The sequence below is a fragment of the Kumtagia ephedrae genome (genome assembly GCF_003012745.1).
In the GTDB taxonomy this organism is placed as follows: domain Bacteria; phylum Pseudomonadota; class Alphaproteobacteria; order Rhizobiales; family Rhizobiaceae; genus Kumtagia; species Kumtagia ephedrae.
In genome coordinates this window covers 17983-32915 of record NZ_PXYK01000030.1, presented here as the reverse complement: position 1 = coordinate 32915, position 14933 = coordinate 17983, and the positions used below count along the sequence as shown (strand labels likewise).

Genomic DNA, 14933 nt, shown 5'->3' with positions numbered 1-14933 from the left:
CTCAGCTCCAGCGCTTGCGGTCGGCGAGGATGACCCTTGCGGCGTTGTGTCCCGGCATGCCGGTGACGCCGCCGCCCGGATGCGTCGAGGCCCCGCACTGGTAGAGATGCGCCACCGGGCTGCGGTAATCGGAAAAATGCGCGGCAGGGCGGCGGAAGAACATCTGGTCGGCGCTGATCTCGCCGTGATGCACATGGCCGTTGGGCAGGTCGAAGATCCGCTCCAGGTCGAGCGGGGTCAGCACCTGGTGATGGAGGATATGCCTGCGGATCTGCGGGAACTGGCCCTCCAGCACCCACAGGACCCTGGCGTAAAGCTCGTCGCGCCGTTCGTCCCAGCTGCCCTCCGCCAGTGTGTATGGCGCATGCCCGCCGAAGACCGTCATCACATGATGCCCCCGCGGCGCCAGCGACGGATCGGCCAGCGTCGGCACCTTGACGATCAGGAACGGGCTTTCCGCCATGCCGCCCTGGCACGACTGGCGATGCGCCTCCTCCATGTAGTCCAGGCTGGGGGCGATGGTGAGCTGGATCGGATAGTCGAAGCCGATCTCCGCCGCCGGGAAGGATGGGCATTCGGGCAGGCCGTCCAGCGCCAGATTGACGCGGAAGACCGTGGATTCGGTGCGCATCGCGCGTATGTCGCGCAGAAATTCCTCCGGCAGGACGGCGCCATCCAGCAGCTTCAGGAAGGTCGTCCTGGCATTGGCGTTGGAAACCACGATCTTTGCGAAAAGCTCCTCTCCGCCCCCCAGCCTGACGCCGCGCGCGACGCCGGACGTGCTCAGGATTCTCTTGACCTCGGCGCCGGTGCGGACCTCCATGCCATGCGCTTCGCCGGACCGGCGGATGGCATCGGAGATCGCGCCCATGCCGCCTTTCACGAAGCCCGACGGACCGGCGGCGGTGGTGTTGTCGCGCACGATGCCCCTGGCGAGCATATAGGCCGATCCCGGCGTCTTGAGGCTGGAGTTCGCCCCGCCGCCGCCGGCGAAGAAGCCCAGCACCAGCTTGACCTCGTCGGCTTCGAACCAGCGGCCGAGATAGTCGTAGGCGCTCAGCGTCAGCAAATTGTAGATGTCGTAGAAGCGGCTGCCGATCTTTCGGAATCGCCAGGCGAAAGCGGCGAGCCGGCCGACGTCGGCGAGCTTGCCGCTGCCGGGATCGACCGGGATCTCGAAGATGAGCTGCTTCATGAAGGGCGCCAGCCCCAGCATGTGCTCGCGATAGGCCGGATAGGCGGCCGCGTCGCGTGCCGAAAACCTGGCGATCTCGGCGCGGAATTTTTCCGGGTCGCCCCACATGGTGAAATAGCGGCCGCCCTCCAGCGGAAAGACGCTCGGCGCCGATGGAATGACCTCGAAGCCATATTTCGGCAGCTCGAGGTCGAGAATCACCTTCGGCTGCATCAGCCCCATGACGTAGGAAGCCGTGGAGACCTTGTATCCCGGCCAGACTTCTTCCGTGACGGCGGCGCCGCCGGTCAGATGGCGCCGCTCAAGCACGCACACCTTTACCCCGGCCCGCGCCAGATAGGCGCCGCAGACCAGGCCGTTGTGGCCGCCGCCGACAATGATCGCGTCATAGTGCCGGCTCATGCGCTCATCCCTGGATCCAACGGTTCTCGACACGGTCGAAGCTTCCGGCGCGCAGGTCCGCCATGCCGGCGGAAAGCTGCGGCTTGGCGATCTTCAGCGATGCCGTGCGCGGGAACTCTTCGACGAAGGCGTAGAAGCGCGGCACCTTGAACGGCGCCAGCCCCTGCCCCGCCCCGGCGATGATGGCGCGGACCGTCTCGTCGGAGCGGCCGAAACCGTCCTTGAGCTTGACGTAGGCCTTGACCTCCTCGCCGCGCAGCGCGTCGGGCACGCCGATCACCGCGGCCTCGGCGACGAGCGCGATGGCGTTCAGCACCGACTCGACCTCGCGAGCGGCGATGTTTTCGGCGCTGCGGCGGATCATGTCCTTCTTGCGGCCGACGATGTAAAAATTGCCGTCGCGGTCCGTGCGAAACAGGTCGCCAGTGCGGAACCAGCCGTCGGTGAATACCTCGGCCGTCGCCTCGGGATTGTTGTAGTAGCCGAGCATGATGCCCGGCCCGCGCACCAGCAGCTCGCCGGTCTCGCCGGCGGCGAGCGCGCGGCCCTCGTCGTCGACGATCCTGCATTCCCGGAAGGGGCAAGGCACGCCGCAGGAGCCGGACCCCACCATGTCGCTGCGCTCGATCGGCATGAACATCGCCGGTCCGAGTTCGGTCATGCCGAACGCCTCGCGGGCGTTGAGGTCGTAGCGGGCCTCCAACTTCGCATGCAGGTCGCGCGGCACGCCGTAGACGTTGGAGCGGATGATCTCGTTGTCGGCATCGTCCGGATGGTCGGGCTGGTTGTGCAGTACCCAGGGCAGCAGGCAGAACTGGATGCGGTAGCGCCGCACCCACTCCATGAAACGGCTGGTGCTCTGCCGCGCGGCGACGTAGAGCGTGCCGCGCTGAAAGATGGTCATCAGCAGCAGCCATTGCGGGTCCATGTAGAAGAACGGCGTCGAGGCGAGGATGCGCCGGTAGTCTCGGCCGTCGCGCAACGCGTTCACCTTGCCGGCGCCGATCCAGTAGCGCTGCGTCAGCATGCAGCCCTTCGGGAAGCCGCTGGTGCCCGAGGTGAACTGGATGTTGAGCAGGTCGTCATGGCCGACCGGCTCCGGCGAAGCGAAGACCTCGCGCGGCCGCGAAGCCAACTCCTCCCACGCGATCATGCCCGGCTCGGCGCCGCCGACCACGATTATGTGGGAGAGTGCAATGTCGATCTGGCCGCTGTCGCGGGCGGCAAAAATCACCGGCAGGCAGTCCCTGTGGGCGACGATCCAGGTGAGCTCCGCCAGGTCGACCACATGCGCCAGCTCGCGCTCGCGATAGCTGACGTTGATCGGCGCCATCACCGCGCCGATGCGGCCGATGGCGAGCCAGGTGAGCGGCATGGCCGCGATGTTCGGCAGCATGACGCCGACATGCGTGCCCTTGGTAATGCCCGCGGCCAGCAGCTCGGCCGCCAGCCCGTTGACGCCGCGCCGCATGCCCTCATAGGTGATCGTCTCGCCGGATTCGAAGAAATCCCACAGCAGCGCGTCGCCGGCCTCCGCCGCCGCCGCGTCGATCAGAGCGCCGATGTTCTCGGGCAGCGGCTCCGCCTCGATCAACCGCCGCCGCTCCGCATAGTCGGGCACCGGCGTCGCCAGCACCTCCTGCCTCTTGCCCATCTTCCGCTCCGTGCCGGATATGGAAAGGCCTCCCGCCGCGGCGGGAGGCTTTCTGCTCAGTGGGCGAACCAGATCGCCTTGAGGTCGGAGTATTTGTCCATCGCGTGCAGCGACTTGTCGCGGCCGAAGCCGGACTGCTTGAAGCCGCCGAACGGCACGGAGAACAGGCCGCGGTCGAAGCAGTTGACCCAGACGACGCCTGCCCTGATCGCCTTGGCGGCGCGGTGGGCGTTCTTCACGCTGCCCGTCCAGACGCCGGCGGCGAGGCCGTAGATGGTGTCGTTGGCAACCGTCATCGCCTCGTCGAAATCGCGCACCGTGATGGTCGAGAGCACCGGCCCGAATATCTCTTCCCGCGCGATCTTCATGGAATTGGCGACGGAATCGAACACGGTCGGCTCGACGTAGAAGCCGCCGCTCTCCTGTCTGACGCGGCGGCCGCCGGCCACCACACTGGCGCCGTCGGCGCGCCCGGCGTCGATATAGCCGAGCACCCGCGTCATCTGCTCCTCGGTGACCAGCGAGCCGAGCTTGGTCGTGGGATCGAGCGGATCGCCCGGAGTCAGCGCCGCTGCGTGCGCCATGATCTTCTCAAGAAGCTTGTCCTTGATCCTGTCCTCGACGATCAGGCGCGAGCCGGCATTGCAGACCTGACCGGCATTGGCGAAGATGCCGGCGGCGATCGTCTGCGCGGCCAGATCGAGATCGTCGCAATCGGCCAGCACCACCTGCGGCGATTTTCCGCCCAGCTCGAGGCCGATGCGCTTGATGTTGGACTGGCCGGAATACTGCATGAAATAGGCGCCGACCTCGGTCGAGCCGGTGAAGCCGACGCAATCGACGTCCATGTGCAGGCCGAGCGCCTTGCCGGCTATGTGGCCTAGCCCCGGGACGACGTTGAGCACGCCCTTGGGGATGCCCGCCTCGATCGCGATTTCGGCGATCCTCAGCGCCGTGAACGGTGACTGTTCGGCGGGCTTCAGCACCACCGAATTGCCGGTGGCGAGCGCCGGGCCGAGCTTCCAGGCCGCCATCGACAGCGGATAATTCCACGGCACGACGGCGGCGACCACGCCCAGCGGCTCGCGCACGACCAGCGTCGTCATGTCGTGCGCCGTCGCCGCCACCTCGCCAAAGACCTTGTCGATCGCCTCGGCATACCAGGCGATGCAGTTCGCCGCGCTCGGCACGTCGCCGTTGAAGCTGTTGGCGATCGGCTTGCCGACATTCAGCGTCTCCAGCAGCGCCAGCTCCTCGCGGTTGGCGAGAATGAGCTCGGAGAAGCGCATGAGCACCTTCTTGCGCTCGACCGGCGGCATGCGCGACCAGACGCCGGCTTCGAAGGCCACGCGCGCCGAGCGGACCGCTGCATCCACGTCGGCCTCGCCGCAGGAGGCCACCCTGGCAACCAGCCGGCCGTCGCCCGGGAAAATGCAGTCGAACGTCTCGCTGGTTCTCGCATCGACAAAGCCGCCGTCGATGAACGGGCGCGACGGAAGCCGTGCGGCCTTCGCCTTCTGATGCCAATCGGTCGTCGTTATCGTCATTGCCGCTCTCCTTGGTTCCCGGATGCCGCGCTGCCCGCGGCCTAGAAAATCTCACCGCGCGCAAGCTCGTCGGCCGCCCGCAGGATGCCCTGCCTCAGGATGGCGACCATCTCGTCGATCTGCGCGCGCGTGATGATCAGCGGCGGCGACAGTACGCACATATGGCCGATCGGCCGGACGATGAGGCCGAGGTCGAAGCAGATGGCATCGATGCGCGCGCCGAGCCTGCGGTCCAGGTCGCCGGCGACCGCGCGTTCCGTATCGGCGAGGCATTCCACGCAGCCGACCAGCCCGCTCGCCCGCACGTCGGCGACCAGCGGCAGGCCCGACAGGCTGTTCAGCGCCTCGGCGAAATAGCCGGACACGTCGCGAACGTGCTCGAGGATGCCTTCTCCTTCAATGACCTTGATGTTGGCCAGCGCCGCGGCGCAGCTCACCGGATGGCCGGTATAGGTATAGCCGTTGGTGAAGGAGCTGCCCCGGGCGTTGTCGCCGCTGACGCGCGCCAGCAGCCGTTCGGAGATCGCCAGCCCGCCGAGCGGCACGTAGCCGGAGGTGACGCCCTTGGCGAAGGTGATGATGTCGGGCACCACGCCGAACACTTTTTCCGACGCGAACCATTCGCCGCAGCGGCCGAAGGCGGTGACCACCTCGTCCGAGATGTAGACGATGTCGTTCGCCTCGCAGATCGCCTTGATGCGGGCGTGATAGCCGGTCGGCGGGATGATGACGCCGCCGGAGGCCTGCAGCGGCTCGGCGAGGAACGCCGCCACCGTGTCCGGCCCGAGCTCGGCGAGCTTGCTGCTGAACTCGTCGACGAGAAAGTCAAGGAACTCGGCCTCGGACCGGCCTTCGGCCAGCCGCATGTTGGGACTGGAGATGAAGGCGATCCGGTCCTGCCGGATATCGAAATTGGGCCAATTGCCCTCGCGGCCCGAGCAGGCGGCCGTCAGGCTGGTGCTGCCGTGATAGCCGTCCTTGCGCACGATGATGCGCTTCTTCAGGGGCCGGCCGAGCACGTTGTTGAAGAACTCGGTGAACCTGAGCGCCGTGTCGACGGCGGTCGATCCGCCGGTGGTGAAGAAGACCCGGTCGAGGTCGCCCGGCGTCATCGCCGCGATCCGCGCCGAGAGTTCCGCGGCCGGCGAATTAACGGTGTACCAGGGCGAATTGTAGGAAAGCCGCAGCGCCTGCTCGGACATCGCATCCGCGATTTCCCTGCGGGCGTAGCCGATCTGCGTGCACCACATGCCGGCCGGTCCGTCGATCAGCCTGCGGCCGTTCGTTCCGACCACATGGATGCCCTCGCCGTAGGCCAGAAGCGGGCGGCTTGTGGAGCCAAGCTTGGCCATTTCCTCCGCCGGCGACAGGAGATGACGGCGCGCGTCCATCTCCCGCTCCAGCGCGCCGACTTGTGCCCCATCCATGATTCCGCCCTTCGTACGTGTTCGTGCGCCGCACGAATAAAATGCTGTTTTTCATATAGTTAGGCGCAGACCGGGCGTTCGCGCGAAAACGCAAGATGGGCTTCATTCGCGACCGGAAACGAGCTGGCCTGATCGGCCGGCATATTGCTTCGGGGTACCTTGGCTGTCAATAAATTGATTGCTTGATCAATCAAAATTTTACACGGATGCTACGTATCGGGCGTCCGGGTCGGCAATCCAGGAACTGGCCTCGGAGGTCGTAGACGATCAACGCTCTGGCCAAGCCGCTCCCCTACGGATTATGTAACGGCTGGGGACTGGAGGGGCGGCCTGGGATGGCAGGAGACGACGACAAGCTCGAGGCGGAGATCCTCGCGGCAGAAGCGGAGCGTCTGCGCCGCGAGGGCGAGTATACCAAGGAGCATAGCAAATATGTCGCCGCCTCCTGGGATCGCGCCTCTACCGGCCTCATCACTATCGGCGTGTTCACGCCCATGATCGGCTTTCTCTACCGGATCAGCAACGTGGTGATGCTCACTGCACTGGATCTTGCCTTTGCCGTAGCCGTTTGCCTCGCTGGGGCATTTGCCCTACATATGTTTGGACGACGTGCGCTTGAGAAAGGATTAGGCACATGACGCCGGATGTCCTCGTGCTTGCCGCAGGTGTGGTCGCAGTTGTCGCCTGGGCGGGCATCGGTCTGTGGAAGTTCGAGAAGCGCGTGGACAGACTCCGCGTCGATCGAGAGAATTTGGACGCTCGGTTCAGAGCCTACCGAGATCGCCAAGCTGCGACAGCTGAGGGCGATAAAACCTCGGAAACGGCTCTTTCGGAGGACTTCCGAAATCTCGGAGATCAAATCCGGCGTCTTGCCGATGAGCTAAGCCTCGTCGATGAGCAAAAAGGAAAATCGGGCGAACCGTCACCGACAGCGACCGAGCAGCCACAGCGGAACATCCAGGACACTCGCCAGCGCGCGTCCCTGCTGATTTCACGATAGCTCGACCTTCGCTCCCCGCTTCAAGCCTCGCCTGTCGCCCGGCCGGCGCCCATCGCAACATCCAGCCCCCGTCGCGCGAACCGTGCCGCGAGCGGCGCGAGGCGGGCGGCTCCTTCGCCGGACGCATTGCCCTGGCGGGCGCGGTCGGTGATGCCGACAAAGATCACGGCGAAGCGGAACAGCGCAAAGGCGACGTGAAAGGGTTTCAGCGCCGCCGTCGGCACGGCATTGGCGAAATAATGCCCGACGAACGTCGTCTGCTCGGGAATGCCCAGGGCGGCGCGGTCGAGGCCCAGTATGCCGCCATATTCGTCCGGCGCCGTGTTCCACGGCATGCAGCAGAAGCCGAGGTCGGCGAGCGGATGGCCGAGCGTCGACAATTCCCAGTCGAGGATCGCCACGACGCGCGGCTGCGCCGGATGAAACATCAAATTGCCGAGCCGGAAGTCGCCATGGGCGATCGACACCTGGCCGTCGTCCGGCGGCAGGTTGCCGGCCAGCCAGTCCGAGAGTTCGTCGAGGTCCGGAATGTTCTTGGTCGGCGAGTCCCGCCACTGCCCGCTCCAGCGCGCGAGCTGGCGCTCGAAATAATTGCCGGGTCGCCCGAAATCCGACAGGCCGACTGCGTCGGGCCGCACGGCGTGCAGCTTCGCCAACGTCCCGGCCATGGCGCGATAGAGAGCCTCGCGCTCCTTCGGCGTGCAACCGGGCAGAGCCGCGTCGTGGAAGACGCGGCCTTCCACCCGCTCCATCAGATAGAACGGGGTTCCCAGCGGCTCCGCCTCGGCATGGAAGAGGATCGGCGCGGGCACCGGCACGTCGGTCCCGGCAAGCGCCGACAACACACGGAACTCGCGGTCGACGGCGTGCGCGCCGCGCAGGATCGGCCCCGACGGCTGCTTGCGCAGCACCATGCGCCGTTCGGCGAAATCGACGAAATAGGTCGGGTTGGACTGGCCGCCGCCGATGCGCTCCAGCCCGAGCGCGCCGTCCCCGCCGAGCTCCGCCGCCAGGAAGCGCGAAAGCGCCGCCGGATCGAAGTCAATCTTGTCCAAGACCGTCCCCGTTCACCGCAGGTATTCTCCGTCGCCGATCAGGATGCCGCCGCCCGATCGCGCAGCACGAATTTCTGGATCTTTCCCGTCGCCGTTTTCGGCAATTCGCCGAAGACGAAGCGGCGCGGCACCTTGAAGCCCGCCAGCCTTTCGCGGCAGAACAGGCGCAGTTCATCGGGATCGACCTGCGCGTCCGGCTTCAGCTCGAGGAAGGCGCACGGCACCTCGCCCCATTTCGGATCGGCCGCCGCGACCACGGCGGCGAGCAGCACGGCCGGATGCCGGTGCAGCACGCTTTCCACCTCGAGGCTGGAAATGTTCTCGCCGCCGGAAATGATGATGTCCTTGGAGCGGTCCTTGAGCTCGATGGCGCCGTCGGCGTGGCGCACGGCGAGGTCGCCGGTGTGGAACCAGCCGCCGGCGAAGGCGGATTCGGTCGCCGCGGCGTCGCGGTAGTAGCCGGCCATCAGCGTATTGCCGGCAAGCACGATCTCGCCCATCGACGTGCCGTCGGCAGCGACGTCGGTGCCTTCCGCGTCGACGACGCGGACGCGGTTCGCCGTCGCATGGCTGACACCCTGGCGGGCGAGGAAGGCCGCCTTGTCGCCGGCCGGCGCGTCTTCCAGGGCGTCGGACAGCGTGCACAGCGTCGCCGGCCCGTAGGATTCGGTGAGGCCGTAGAGATGGACGATGTCGATGCCGAGCGCGTCGAGCTGCTCGATCAGGGTCGCGGTCGGCGCTGCACCGCCGGTGCCGACCAGCACCCGCCTATCCGGCCGGCGCAGCGCGCGGTCAGGGTGGTAAAGCAGCATGTAGAGCACCACCGGCGCGCAGGCGAAATGCGTCACCCCTTCCGCCTCGATCGCCCGGAAGATCAGGCCGGGCTCGACCTTGTCCAGGCAGACATGGACGCCGCCCGCCGCCGTCACCGCCCAGGTGTGGCACCAGCCGTTGCAGTGGAACATCGGCAACGTCCACAGGTAAACGCTGTGCCGGGTGAAACCGAGCGCCGTGACGTTGCCCAGCGCGTTCAGATAGGCACCGCGATGATGGTAGACCGCGCCCTTCGGCCGGCCGGTGGTGCCGGAGGTGTAGTTGATGCAGAGCGGCTGCCATTCGTCGGTCACGCCGGTGACGGCGAAGTTCTGCGCCTCGCCGTCGTCGGTCAGCAGGTCCAGCGTCTCGGCATCGTCGGCGCCGGCATCGGCAAGCAGCACGACGCGTACCCCGGCGCGACGGCCGGCATCGCGGGCAACGACGGCGCAGGACGCGTCGGCGACCAGCACGCGGCTTTCGCAATGGCCGAGGATGTAGGCGACCGTGTCGGCGTCGAGCCGGGTGTTGATGCTGTTCAGCACGGCCCCGATCGCCGGCACGGCATAGTGGGCTGCGAGCATCTCGGGCCGGTTGACGCACATGAACGAGACGACGTCGCCCTGCCCGATCCCTTCGCCGGTCAGCCAGGCCGAAAGCCGTGCCGCGATCCCGGCGAAGCCGCGATAGGTCCAGCGCCGCTCCCGCCAGATCACCGCGGTGCGCCCGCCATGCGCCTCGACGGCACGCACCAGGAAATCGGCGGGCGAAAGCGGCCGGAAGTTGGCGGCGCGCGGCGTCAGATGCGGCTCGCTACGCACCGGACCCCTCCCCTTCGACCGGCCATGACCAGAAGTCGGCGCCCTCCTCGGCAAGCTGGCGGTTCAGCACCATCTTGTGGACCTCGTCGGCGCCGTCTACCAGCCGCGCCTGGCGGGCGTAGCGGTAGATCCATTCGAGCACGGTGTCCTTGGAGTAACCGCGCGCGCCGTTGATCTGGATGCCGACGTCGGCCGCGTCGTGCAGCAGGTTGGCGACATGCACCTTGGCCATCGACACCTCCTTGCGGGCGAAGCCGCCGCGGTCGAGCTCCCAGGCGGCCTTCATCACCAGCAGCCGGCCGATCTCGATGCGCATGGCGAGATCCCCCAGCATCATCTGCACGCTTTCGCGCTCGGCCAGCCGGACGCCGAAGCCGCTGCGCTCGGCGGCGTATTCCCGGGCGATCTCGACGCAGCGCTTGGAAAGGCCCAGCCAGCGCATGCAGTGCGTCAGCCGCGCCGGCCCGAGCCGCACCTGCGTGACCTTCATCCCGCGGGCCAGCCCGCCGAGGATGTTCTCCTCGGGGATCTCCAGCCCGTCAAACTCCAGCTCGCAATGGCCGCCGTGCTCCTCCGGCCCCATGATCCCGATGCGGCGGACGATGCGCCAGCCCGGCTGGTCCTTGTGATAGAGGAAGGCGGTGAGGCCGTGGCGCGCATCGTCGGAGGTGCGCGCGATCAGGATGAAATGGCTCGCCCCCTCTGCCCCGGTGATGAACCATTTTCGGCCGGTCACGACATAGCCGCCGCCGCGCTTCTCCGCCCTGGTGCGGATCATGGAGGGGTCCGAGCCGCCGCCGGGATGCGGCTCGGTCATGGCGATGGAGGAGCGCACATGGCCGTCGACGATCGGCTTCAGCCACTTCTCCTTCTGCCCGGGCGTGCCCAGCGCCTCCAGCACCATCATGTTGCCGTCGTCGGGCGCGGCCGAATTGAACACCACCGGCCCGAAGATCGAGCGGTTCATCGCCTCGTAGCAGACCGCCATGCCGACCTTGCCGAGCCCCTGTCCGCCGCTTTCCGGCTTGAGCTGCAGGCACCACAGGCCTTGCGCCCGCGCTTTTTCGCGCAGCGGCTCCAGTACGGGCAGCGCGATGTTGCCGTGCCCGTCATAGGCGGACGGGTCCGCCTCCAGCGGCAGGATGTGCTCGTCGACGAAGGCGGCGATGCGCGTACGGAAATCCTCGACGCGAGCCGGAATGCGAAAATCCATGATCCGCTCCTAAAGCGAGGACAGCAGATGGCCGCCGTCGACGGCGACCACCGCACCCGTCATGTAGCCCCCGGCGTCGGAGGCGAGCAGCAGCAGCGGGCCGTCGAGGTCTTCCGGCCGGCCCAGCCGCCGCTGCGGTATACGCCTGATCATCGCCTCGCCGGCCGGCGTCGCGAAGAAGTCGCGGTTGATGTCTGTCTCGACATAGCCCGGGCAGAGCGCGTTGACGCGGATGCCGAAGCGCGCCCATTCCAGCGCCAGCGCCTTGGTCAGCTGGACCAGCCCCGCTTTCGACGCCGAATAGGCGGAGAGGTCGCCGGCGACGCGCAGCCCGGCAATGGACGCGACGTTGACGATCGCGCCGCCGCGCCCCGCTGCCTTCATGGCCGCCGCCGCATGTTTTGCGACCAGGAACGCGCCCTTCAGGTTGACGTCGAAGACGGCGTCCCACGCCTCCTCGCTGAGCTCCAGCGCCCGGCCGGCGCCGCTGACGCCGGCATTGTTGACGACGATGTCGAACGGCTCGGCGCCGGCGAAGGCAGCGGCGACGCTGCCGGCATCGGCGACGTCGAGCGCAATCGCGCGAGCCGTCCCGCCGGCCTCGTGGATATCGGCGCAGACCTTCTCCAGCGCATCGATACGGCGGGCCGCAAGCGCGACCGCCGCGCCCTGCGCCGCCAGCAGCCGCGCGAAATGCAGTCCCAGCCCGCCGGAGGCGCCGGTCACCAGGGCGGATTTGCCCGAAAGGTCGTTCGTCATGCTCGCCTCCCAGCGCAGGCCGGCATCAGGCCGCCCGCCGATGGAAAGGTGGCACGCGAAAAATCCGCGCGCCAGCCGTTCCAGCATCCATCAGGGCTTCAGCGTCTCGACGAACCAGTCGCGGGCCATGGCGGCGGCCACCTTCACCTTCGACTGATCGGAATAAAGCGTCATGTGCGAGGTGTGCGGCAGCACCTCCAGCTTCTTCCTGGCCGACGGAATCTGGTTGAAGGCGCCGATCTCCAGGTCCCACAGGGTGAGATCGTCGCCCTCCGCCACGATCATCAGTGTCGGCGTGTTGTAGATGCGCTTCACGAACGGGCCGACATCGTAATTCATGAGAAGATCGACCGACTCGACGGAACTCCTGTTCTCGTAGAGCGGCGCCTCCGAGGCCTTGATGGCCAGGAACGTGCGCACGGTCTCCGGGAAAGGCCAGGCGGAAACCTCCTCCGCCGAGTTCTCGGTGGCGTGCGGCAGATAGAGCCGCTCGCCGGTCTCGTAGCGCTGCTTGCGGTCGCGCAGCACCAGATCCCAGAGCGCGCGGTATTGCATGGTCCCGTGGGCGCGGCGCATGTTCTCAAAGCCGTCGATCACCGGGATCTGGCTGACGATGGTTTTGACGCGCGGGTCGATGGCCGCGAGGATGAGCGCGTGGCCGCCGGAATAGGAGATGCCCCAGACGCCGATGCGCTCGGGATCGACGAGGTCGTGCCGCTCCAGGAAGCTGATGGCGTTCTGGTAGTCCTTCACCTGCGCCCACGGGTCGAGGTGCTGGCGGTCGTCGCCGTCGCTGACGCCGAGATTGCGGTAATCGAAGATCAGCGCGTTGATGCCGGCCTCCGCGAAGGCCTTGGCATAGGTCGGCATGACGATCTCGCGCACGTAGCACCAGCCGCCCGCCAGCACCACGGTGGGCGAGCGTTTCGTTTCGCTGGCGAGATACAGCCAGCCGCGCACCGTCGTGCCCTCCGACTTGAATTCCACGTCCACCCGTTTTGTCATTGCTTTCCTCTGCAGTTCGACAATCGATTGCATTTTCGTCCGAGAAATGAGTCCGCGCCGCGCCGTCAATTTCGATAGCAGACGTCGCGGGCGGCGCTCACGATCCGCGCCGCGTTGGGAATGAGATCGCGCTCCAGTCCGGAATGGTAGGGCATGGGCACCTCGGCCATGCCGACGCGCGCCACCGGCGCGTCGAGCCAGTCGAACGCCTCTTCCATGATGCGCGCCGAGATCTCCGCGCCGAAGCCGTAGCTGGTCCAGCCTTCATGGGCGACGACGCAGCGGTTGGTCTTGCGCACCGAGGTCATGATCGTCTCGCCGTCGAGCGGCCTCAGGCTGCGCGGGTCGACGACTTCCGCCTCGATGCCGTCGCGCGAAAGCTCGCGCGCCGCTGCGAGTGCCACATCCACCATGGCCATGGTGGCGACGATGGTGACGTCGCTGCCCGGTCGCCGGATCGACGCCTTGCCGATCGGCAGGGCGTAAGCCGCCTCCGGCACCGTTCCCCGACTCTGCTGGTAGAGCAGCTTGTGCTCGATGAAGACCACCGGGTTGTCGTCGCGGATGGCTGCGGCGAGCAGGCCCTTTGCGTCATAGGGATTGGACGGCGCCAGCACCACCAGGCCGGGAATGTGCGCGAACCACGTCTCCAGCGACTGCGAGTGCTGCGCGCCGAGGCGGATGCCGCCGCCTTGCGGCCCGCGGATCACCAGCGGGATACGCGCCTCGCCGCCGAGCATGAAGCGCAGCTTCGCCGCCTGGTTGACGATCGCGTCCATCATGTGGGTGACGAAGTCGAAGAACTGCACCTCGACGATCGGCCGCAGGCCGGTCAGCGCCGCGCCGACGGCGGCGTTCGCCATCACGTTCTCCGAGATCGGCGTGTCGCGCACGCGCTCAGCCCCGAACACCTGCTGCAGGCCGGCGCTGCACTGGAACAGCCCGCCGATGCCGCCGACGTCCTCGCCGAGCAGGATCACGCTGTCGTCGCGCGCCATCTCCTGGTGCATGGCCTCGCGCAGCGCCTCGACATAGCCGATTTGCCGCGTGCCCGGTTCCGGCTCGGCTTCGGCCGGGGCGAGCGGCGCAATCACCGCCGGAAACAGGATATCCATCTCCGGCTCGGCCGCGGCTTCCGCATCGGCGATCGCCTGCTCGACCTCGGCATCGGCCTCCGCCCTGATGGCGTCTAGCCGCGCCTGGCCGACCTGCCGCTGCCGCAGCAGCGCCGCCATCGCGCCGATCGGGTCGCGTTGGCGCCACGCCTCTTCCTCCGCCTGCGGGCGGTAGCGTGGCAAATTGGTGCGCATCGAATGGTCGCCCGAGCGATAGGTCATCGCCTCGACCAGGCTCGGCCCGTCGCCGGAGCGCGCCCGCACCACCGCCGCGTCGACGGCGGCCTTCACCGCCACCGCGTCGTTGCCGTCGATGGTCTCGCCGGGAATGCCATAGGCGGTAGCACGGGCGGAGATGCGCGGAACGGCCGAGGCGCGCTCGACGGCAAGCGACAGGCCGTAACCGTTGTTCTCGCACAGGAAGATCACCGGCAGCTTCCATAATGCCGCCAGATTGAGCGCCTCGTGAAAAATGCCTTGGTTGGCGGCGCCATCTCCGAAGAAGGCGACGCATACCTGTCTGGTGCCGCGGATGCTGGCCGAAAGTGCGGCACCCGTGCCGATGCCCAGCCCGGCGCCGACGATGCCGTTGGCGCCGAGCACGCCGCGGTCGAGCGCGGCGATGTGCATCGAGCCGCCGAGCCCGTGGCCGTAGCCGGTGACGCGGCCGAACAGCTCGGCCATCATCTTGCCGATGTCGGCGCCCTTGGCGATGCAGTGGCCATGGCCGCGGTGGTGCGAGACGACGAAGTCGTCATCGGAGAGCGCCGCGCATGCGCCGACGGCGATCGCCTCCTGACCGACGCAGGAATGGGCGGTGCCCTTGATGACGCCCGACTTGAACAGTTCCGCCGCCCGCTCCTCGAAGCGGCGGATGCGCCACATGTCGAGAAAGAAGGTCTCGAGCCGGGCCGTCTCCAGCATGGG

The 14933-nt window shown here is 67.3% G+C and carries 12 protein-coding genes; 2 read left to right on the top strand and 10 right to left on the bottom strand.

Annotation, left to right across the window (positions count from 1 at the left end):
* Position 1: 1 nt before the first annotated feature.
* The 4 genes from C7I84_RS24270 to C7I84_RS24255 are packed head-to-tail and all read right to left on the bottom strand — an operon-like array spanning position 2 to position 6225.
* Positions 2-1597 carry a phytoene desaturase family protein gene (locus tag C7I84_RS24270; protein ID WP_106774806.1) on the bottom strand — a complete coding sequence of 532 codons (1596 nt, stop codon included), beginning with the start codon at positions 1595-1597 and terminating at the stop codon, positions 2-4.
* Between the two features lie 4 nt (positions 1598-1601).
* Entirely contained in the window at positions 1602-3251 is a 1650-nt protein-coding gene (locus C7I84_RS24265; protein ID WP_106774805.1) for a class I adenylate-forming enzyme family protein, read from the bottom strand.
* Between the two features lie 56 nt (positions 3252-3307).
* A complete protein-coding gene (locus C7I84_RS24260; protein WP_106774804.1) occupies positions 3308-4798 on the bottom strand; it encodes an aldehyde dehydrogenase in 1491 nt (496 codons plus the stop codon).
* Positions 4799-4839: 41 nt separating this feature from the next.
* Positions 4840-6225, bottom strand: coding sequence for an aminotransferase (locus C7I84_RS24255; RefSeq protein WP_106774803.1), 1386 nt, complete (start codon positions 6223-6225; stop codon positions 4840-4842).
* Positions 6226-6560: 335 nt separating this feature from the next.
* Here C7I84_RS24255 and C7I84_RS24250 point away from each other — a divergent pair, with 335 nt between their 5' ends.
* Together C7I84_RS24250 and C7I84_RS24245 are read left to right on the top strand one after the other, a co-directional pair.
* A complete protein-coding gene (locus C7I84_RS24250) occupies positions 6561-6863 on the top strand; it encodes a hypothetical protein (RefSeq protein ID WP_106774802.1) in 303 nt (100 codons plus the stop codon).
* Positions 6860-7225: a hypothetical protein gene (locus C7I84_RS24245; protein WP_106774801.1), complete on the top strand. Its 366-nt coding sequence runs from the start codon at positions 6860-6862 to the stop codon at positions 7223-7225. The genes C7I84_RS24250 and C7I84_RS24245 overlap by 4 nt, the downstream gene beginning before the upstream one ends.
* 20 nt (positions 7226-7245) lie before the next feature.
* Here the strand turns inward: C7I84_RS24245 and C7I84_RS24240 are convergent, their stop codons facing one another.
* From C7I84_RS24240 to C7I84_RS24215, 6 genes are all read right to left on the bottom strand, one after another.
* The gene (locus tag C7I84_RS24240; RefSeq protein WP_106774800.1) at positions 7246-8280 is read right to left on the bottom strand and encodes a phosphotransferase family protein; all 1035 of its coding nucleotides are present in this window, start codon (positions 8278-8280) and stop codon (positions 7246-7248) included.
* A gap of 38 nt (positions 8281-8318) precedes the next feature.
* Positions 8319-9914, bottom strand: coding sequence for an AMP-binding protein (locus C7I84_RS24235; RefSeq protein WP_106774799.1), 1596 nt, complete (start codon positions 9912-9914; stop codon positions 8319-8321).
* Entirely contained in the window at positions 9907-11127 is a 1221-nt protein-coding gene (locus C7I84_RS24230) for an acyl-CoA dehydrogenase family protein (protein WP_106774798.1), read from the bottom strand. The genes C7I84_RS24235 and C7I84_RS24230 overlap by 8 nt, the downstream gene beginning before the upstream one ends.
* Positions 11128-11136: 9 nt before the next feature.
* Positions 11137-11886, bottom strand: coding sequence for a glucose 1-dehydrogenase (locus tag C7I84_RS24225; protein ID WP_106774847.1), 750 nt, complete (start codon positions 11884-11886; stop codon positions 11137-11139).
* A 90-nt stretch (positions 11887-11976) separates the two neighbouring features.
* Positions 11977-12891 carry an alpha/beta hydrolase gene (locus tag C7I84_RS24220; protein WP_106774797.1) on the bottom strand — a complete coding sequence of 305 codons (915 nt, stop codon included), beginning with the start codon at positions 12889-12891 and terminating at the stop codon, positions 11977-11979.
* Positions 12892-12956: 65 nt separating this feature from the next.
* Complete coding sequence (locus C7I84_RS24215) at positions 12957-14930, bottom strand: alpha-ketoacid dehydrogenase subunit alpha/beta (protein WP_106774796.1); 1974 nt, start codon at positions 14928-14930, stop codon at positions 12957-12959.
* Positions 14931-14933: the final 3 nt, after the last annotated feature.